Source organism: Paenibacillus sp. VTT E-133280, from assembly GCF_002264385.1.
Lineage (GTDB): Bacteria > Bacillota > Bacilli > Paenibacillales > Paenibacillaceae > Paenibacillus_AQ > Paenibacillus_AQ nitricinens.
In genome coordinates this window covers 21,908-28,288 of the sequence record NZ_NFUX01000083.1, presented here as the reverse complement: position 1 = coordinate 28,288, position 6,381 = coordinate 21,908, and the positions used below count along the sequence as shown (strand labels likewise).

Genomic DNA, 6,381 nt, shown 5'->3' with positions numbered 1-6,381 from the left:
TATTTTCAGGGAGGTTTTCCCTAATTACTCCAAAAAAAAGAAGCTGCCCCATAAGTAGAGTAGCTTCACTACTTTTGAGACAGCCTCCTTTGAATTACATTAACTTTTTGCTCATCCGATAATTAACTAACAGAACCCCTCTTCGCTCTACACTTTGTTTCATCATAAGCTGGTATCCATGTCGTTCAAAAAAGGGCTTAGCTGTAATACTTGCTTCAGTATCCATTTCGTGAAGACCCAGTTCTCTCGCCTTCTGTTCAAGCTTGTGCAGGAGAGCAGAGGCTATGCCTTGGCTTTGGTAATCTTTATGGACATAAAGACGATCTAAGTGTCCTTCCACCGTCATATCCGAAAAACCAACGATACATTCGTTAATTTCAGCTACATAAGTAATGTTGTGACCTAATGAAGCACTCCAAGTCTTAAGCTTGTGTGCTCTTTCCTCATTAGGAGCCCAAGCGTCAAGCTGTTCCTGTGAATAGTGTCGTTTATTTACGGAATGAACCGTCGCATAGAACAATGAGATAAGCTGACTAATATCTGATTCTTGATAAACCCTAATTTCCACTATGAGTTCTCCTTGCTGTCATGGCTACAACCCCACTACATCTTTAAGCTCCAAAAGAGAACTAATCATATAGTTAGGCTTGAGGTCTTTAGGAATCTCTATATTTTGACGATTGTAATAGCAGAAGTCAATGTCAGAATTCACAGCACCATGGTAATCATCCTGTAAAGAATCACCAACGAACAGCACTTCATGATTGCTTAGCTGGAGATCTTTTAAAGACATTTCAAAAATCTGTTTATCAGGTTTTCGGATGCCCACTTCATCGGAGATCATAATGGATTTGAATATTTCATAAATCTTACCAGCTTGCAGTCTTTTTCTTTGTGCCTCACTGATCCCATTGGTGATGATTCCCAGCGCATATTTATCTTTAAAAGAGGTTAAGATCTGTTCCGCTCCTTCTTCAAAATAACAGGAATTGCAAAAATAATTCCAATAAGTATCTGACAGTTTACTGTGCAGAAGTTCTTCCTGTTTAAGCGTGTCTCTAAAAGAATATCTCAATACCTCTCCTATGGTCTTCACCTCACCACCACCCACAAAGTTCATCCAATGGCGAAAATTATGACCTGAGAACTCTCCATAAAATAAAGACCACGCATCAGTATCTTCTACAAAGAGATTATGATCGGTACAGGTTCTTTTCATTGCTTCAATTTCACAAGTACTATAATTTATTAAAGTATTATCTAGATCAAATATAATGGCTTTGTACATAATATCCTCCCCGAATAATGTTCTTATCTATCATAACATGAACATTAGCGTTTGGATAAAATTAACAAAGGGTTTCTCACAGCTCTGCGGTATTCATGAACTCCACCAGATTAATTTTTCGGCCTGTTTTAGCACTTTCCAGCGCTCCGAATACCATTGCCATACTATAACGATTATCTCGACAATTCGTCTCTGCAGGACGTTCCTCTGCTAGCGACAGGAACATTTCCTCCAGACAGCCGTGATGGAAGGTCTTGTTCATCGCAATCACTTCGCCATTTACACGTTCAACGTCGCGAATAAATTTATCGCTCTGGTCTCCTGTTGCGACTACTTCTGCATATGGCAAATCATGCCCATCCCAAATCGCAGTTCCTTTTTCCCCATTAATCCGCCAAGCTGCTTCCCATGAGGTAGAGGCGCCTTCCGCACACCAAGACCCCTGATAAGTAAATATGGAACCATCCGACATCTCAAAAATACATACTGCCGATGCATTTCCCTCATACCATGAACCAGGAGGATTAAATTCCTGACAGTAAACAGATACAGGATTCGCACCACTAATGAAACGGGCCTGATCAAAGGTATGAATCGCCATGTCCAGCAGCAGCGGACTTGCCATGACCTCACGGAAACCTCCGAAATGAGCGCCGAGGAAAAAGCTTGCACCGATAAATCCGGTTCTTCCAATCGTACCTGATTCGATGATTGTTCTTAAAGAACGAATACGAGGATCGTAACGGCGGTTCTGCATCACGGCATGAGCATTTCCGGTTCGCTCCGAGATCTCAACGATCTTATTACATTCCTCCATCGTCTCAGCTAAAGGTTTCTCACTAAACACATTACAACCCAGCTCTAATGCAGTGCTAGAAATATTAAAATGACTTCCTGGAACGGTTACATCAAAAACTAGATTTGCATCGGTCTCCTGGATCGCCAGTTTAATGTCAGTAAACGTCAGACAGGGAATTTCATGTTTCGCGGCCATCGCTTGAGCTGACTCCAGCCGTATATCTACAAGGGCAACAATTTGAATATCGGAACGTGATAAAGCGTATTCAATCCAGGCGTTAGCCATTCCTCCACAACCTGCAACCGCTACACGGTACTGTGCTGTCATCATTCTCCCCCTCAACGGTTAAAGTGGATTAGGTACAAAGCTACCACCCCGGCATTGTTTTAAATAGTTCAAAGCATGAACTTGTCCCATCATCTCCAGCTCATCCCGATAAACTGGATCATGCCAGCCTTCAATATCAATGGTGCCTTTATAACCTGCCTGACGCAAAATAGAAATGATATCCGTCCAGTTCGTATCTCCAAAGCCCGGAGTACGATGCCATACATAAGGCTTAGGGCCGTGGATTCCATACTCTTTTACGATATCCCATGCGATTGTGGCATCCTTGCCATGTACATGAAAGATCTTATCTGTCCATTTACGTAGCTGTGGTATCGGATCAATCAACTGCACCATCTGATGACATGGCTCCCATTCGAGTCCAATATTGTCAACAGGTACAGCGTTGAACATCTTCTCCCAAGATAATGGATTGTGAGCAATATTCCAGTCACCTGATTCCCAGTCTCCACCCATTGAACAGTTCTCAAAGGCGATTCTCAAACCGCGATCCGCTGCTCTTTTGGACAACTCTCCAAATACCTCAGTAAACTTCGGAATGGATTCATCAATGGACACCCCTGGCAACCTTCCCGTAAAACCTGATACCATATCCGTTCCGAACAAATGAGCATGATCAATCAGTCGCTCCCAGCTCGCTAGTACATCGGAATTATCACCCGTATTCGTCAATGGATTGCCGAAGATCCCAACGGTGGAGATCACGAAGTCATGTTCTGCTGCAAGCTCTTGCACACGCTTTCCAGTTTCCACAAGATCTGTTTCCCCTGTAGTTTGCCAGAAGGTTAAGCTAAAAGATTCAAATCCATGTCCTACAATTTGCGGGATCACTCTGACAGCATCTCCACCACCCACTAATGTTCCAATTCGCATTGTATCCTTCATCTTGTGACCACTCCAATATTGGTTTATAGTAAGTTCTATAATCCGAGTATAACCTGCTTTTGAGCTTAAAACTCTTATTATCTTGTGTTTATATAGTCGTATCTTGTGGGAGTTGAGTGAATTATGAGCTATCCCAATGATCTTAAAGAATACCCTCAATTAGAAGGAAGCAACTATCCGTTTCGATTGTTTTTTAATGAATGCAGATATGCAAAAGCCGGCCAGAACATTCTGTTTCTTCATTGGCATGAGCATTTCGAAATCATCATGATGCAGGAAGGCAGTGCCATCTTTCACATAGACAGTAAGCCGTACGAGCTACATCCCGGAGAGGTATTATTCGTTCCTTCTGGGGGATTACATGTTGGGTACAGTCTGCGGGAAGATCATGTTCGTTTTATATCCATCGTATTTCATCGTTCTTTATTTAAGGATTGGAAGCAAGATCCACAGCACGAGCAATTCGTAGCTCCCTATTTAGAGAACCGATATCAACTTCCGGTTAAACCTGCGGCGCTTGTTCCAACCTGCTCCACTTACTACTCCTTGCTGGACACCATCGTAGATGAAGTGTATCAGAAAAGTCCTGCTTTTCAATTAATCATCAAAAATCAACTGCATCTGCTTTTTGTTTTGCTTTCCCGTACCTTTTTGCCTGAGCAGGCTGCTAGTAACACGAATGAACGTCATTCCTTCAACCGTGAGCGTTTCAAGCCACTGCTGGAGTACATGGAGAACCACTTTGATGAGAAAATGACCATTGAGAGCGCCGCCAAATCTGTAAATCTAAATCCGTATCATTTCTGCAAAACCTTTAAGAAGCTAACGGGTCGGACCTTCATCGATTATGTCAATCTGTGCCGAGTAAATGAAGCGGAACGGCTGCTACTAGAGACCGATTTCACAGTGACGGAGATTGCTGGAAAAGTGGGCTGCGATAATCCTAATTATTTTACCAAGCTGTTTAAGCAATATAAAGGGATTACCCCTTCAGGGGTTCGAAAATAGGAGATTCGGTCTCTATACACGAAAAATAGCACCGTTTGCCCTACCAAACGGTGCTGGCTATAGGATTATTCCGTAGCAGCAAGTTCCATCCGCCGCACACTTGCTTGCGCAGGAAAGGATTCAGCCACCATACCAGTACTCCATAGCTTAATCTGCTGCCCTACTTTCAAATCCTTAAAATGGAGCGATTCCCCAGCTTCATTGAACATTTCAGATTTCTCATTAAATGAGAACCAGTAAGAGGGCTCTTCGTTTCCAGGCTCCAGAATCAGAATCCGCTTCGCCTGTTTGGTATCGATATCTACGATTTGACCTATTACATGTGGTTCGCCTATCTCTGAAATGTCGTAAGTCAACATATCGGAAGCGAGCCATTTTTCTATCTCATGTATGGCTGTTTCAGCATAATCAGACGGTATTGTAATCGTTACTTTATTACCAATCGTATCCACACTGGAACCGTATAGATTAAGCTTCTGGTAGAGTTCTTGTTTATGCAAAAGCTCCTGTGCAGCTAATAACTCTTGCATCGAATATTTAACATCATGGAGCTCATAAGTACCTGCCGCGAAAGTCTGAGCAAACCGCTGCTCAATCTGCGAGTTCAAACCCACTATATTGATATGAACCTTATTATCCTGTAGATAGATATCTCCGTTAGGAATCTTCTGAGCAGATAGGAAAGCTTTAACCGCTTCAGGATCTTCTATTCCATCGCTCGCAGTACCCAAGATATCTGGAGTTGCAGTAATTGCAGCAGTTGGAGCCGGCTCCTTGTTCGATTGTTGATCTTCTGAACAACTACTTATGAACAGGATAGCAGCAGAAATCCATATCCAGCCGCTAATCTTGATCCGCATCCTTTTCACTCCCTCACTCTTTATTTTCTCAAACGGAGATTGGAAGTGATAGGTTGCAGTAATAGAATGATTTCTCTAATCCAGTGTATAAGGAGCGAGCCCAATCGGAAGCGCTTCAGGACGAGTGCAGGTACTCTCCATTTCGTAGAATGAATGACCATCTGAAGAATCATGGAACGCCCACATCGCTTCTAGTACATGATAAGCCAATTCTCCACTAGCGCGGTGCTGTCTTCCCGTCCGAATGGCATAAGCCATATCCGCTGGACCAATTCCACGAGTATTTTGATCATATCCAGATAACAGTGGTTGCTCCGTCCATTCATTCTCACCCATAAGCCGGTATTTCACCGGACCTCCAAAATTATTAGGATCCGGCACTTGAATCGTTCCAAGTGTTCCATAGATTTCTATATGCGGCAGGTTACTTCCGCCAAAGATATCAAAGCTAGTAATCAGCGTTGCTATGGCTCCATTCTCAAATCTTAATGTTCCGGCTACATGGGTCGGTATTTGCACAGGAATTTTATTCCCCAATTTCTTCTCACTTGTAATCGTGCGTTCTTCCAGCGCTTTTCCAGTCATTCCGCTAACCGTACGAATAGGTCCGAGCAACTGCACCAATGCTGTCAAATAGTACGGCCCCATATCGAACATGGGTCCTCCACCTGCGGCATAATAAAATTCAGGATCTGGATGCCAATGCTCATGTCCACGGCCCATCATAAAGGATGTAGCTGCAACAGGTTCGCCAATTACGCCCTCCTCGATCAGCTTCAATACGGTCTGAATGCCCGATCCGAAGAAGGTTTCCGGTGCGCTGCCCACAAGCACGCCTTGTTCACGAGCAGCAGACAGAACTTGACGTCCTTCTTCTCTCGTCACAGCCAGCGGCTTCTCAACGTACACATGTTTACCCGCTTCAATGGCTTTCAGGCATACCTCCGCATGAACAGCTGGAATCGTCAGGTTAATTACAATCTCTATCTCCGGATCATTCAGTAACTGCTCTGTGGTATAAACGTTAGGAATATTGTATTGATCCGCTTGTTCCTGTGCTCTAGCCAAATCTAAATCAGCACACGCAACTAGATCCAAGATCTCGAACTTTTGACAATTCTCCATATAGATACTACTGATTTTACCGCAGCCAATAATTCCGACTTTGACTTTATCCATTCGTTGATCGCTCC

General features: G+C 43.3%; 7 protein-coding genes. 1 reads left to right on the top strand and 6 read right to left on the bottom strand.

The window, feature by feature from the left end; genetic code table 11:
* Positions 1-94 precede the first annotated feature (94 nt).
* From CA600_RS26680 to CA600_RS26665, 4 genes are all read right to left on the bottom strand, one after another.
* A complete protein-coding gene (locus tag CA600_RS26680) occupies positions 95-568 on the bottom strand; it encodes a GNAT family N-acetyltransferase (protein ID WP_094874180.1) in 474 nt (157 codons plus the stop codon).
* A 24-nt stretch (positions 569-592) separates the two neighbouring features.
* Positions 593-1,288 carry an HAD family hydrolase gene (locus CA600_RS26675; protein ID WP_094874179.1) on the bottom strand — a complete coding sequence of 232 codons (696 nt, stop codon included), beginning with the start codon at positions 1,286-1,288 and terminating at the stop codon, positions 593-595.
* Between the two features lie 76 nt (positions 1,289-1,364).
* Positions 1,365-2,414, bottom strand: coding sequence for a Gfo/Idh/MocA family protein (locus tag CA600_RS26670; RefSeq protein WP_094874178.1), 1,050 nt, complete (start codon positions 2,412-2,414; stop codon positions 1,365-1,367).
* Between the two features lie 18 nt (positions 2,415-2,432).
* Complete coding sequence (locus CA600_RS26665) at positions 2,433-3,320, bottom strand: sugar phosphate isomerase/epimerase family protein (RefSeq protein WP_094874177.1); 888 nt, start codon at positions 3,318-3,320, stop codon at positions 2,433-2,435.
* A 123-nt stretch (positions 3,321-3,443) separates the two neighbouring features.
* Between CA600_RS26665 and CA600_RS26660 the strand changes: the two genes are divergently transcribed.
* Positions 3,444-4,328: a helix-turn-helix domain-containing protein gene (locus tag CA600_RS26660; protein WP_094874176.1), complete on the top strand. Its 885-nt coding sequence runs from the start codon at positions 3,444-3,446 to the stop codon at positions 4,326-4,328.
* Positions 4,329-4,393: 65 nt separating this feature from the next.
* Here the strand turns inward: CA600_RS26660 and CA600_RS26655 are convergent, their stop codons facing one another.
* Together CA600_RS26655 and CA600_RS26650 are read right to left on the bottom strand one after the other, a co-directional pair.
* Positions 4,394-5,188, bottom strand: a complete 795-nt coding sequence (locus CA600_RS26655; RefSeq protein ID WP_094874175.1) for a DUF3221 domain-containing protein — start codon at positions 5,186-5,188, stop codon at positions 4,394-4,396.
* 75 nt (positions 5,189-5,263) lie between these two features.
* On the bottom strand, positions 5,264-6,367 hold the full coding sequence (locus CA600_RS26650; RefSeq protein WP_094874174.1) for a Gfo/Idh/MocA family protein: 1,104 nt from the start codon (positions 6,365-6,367) through the stop codon (positions 5,264-5,266).
* Positions 6,368-6,381: the final 14 nt, after the last annotated feature.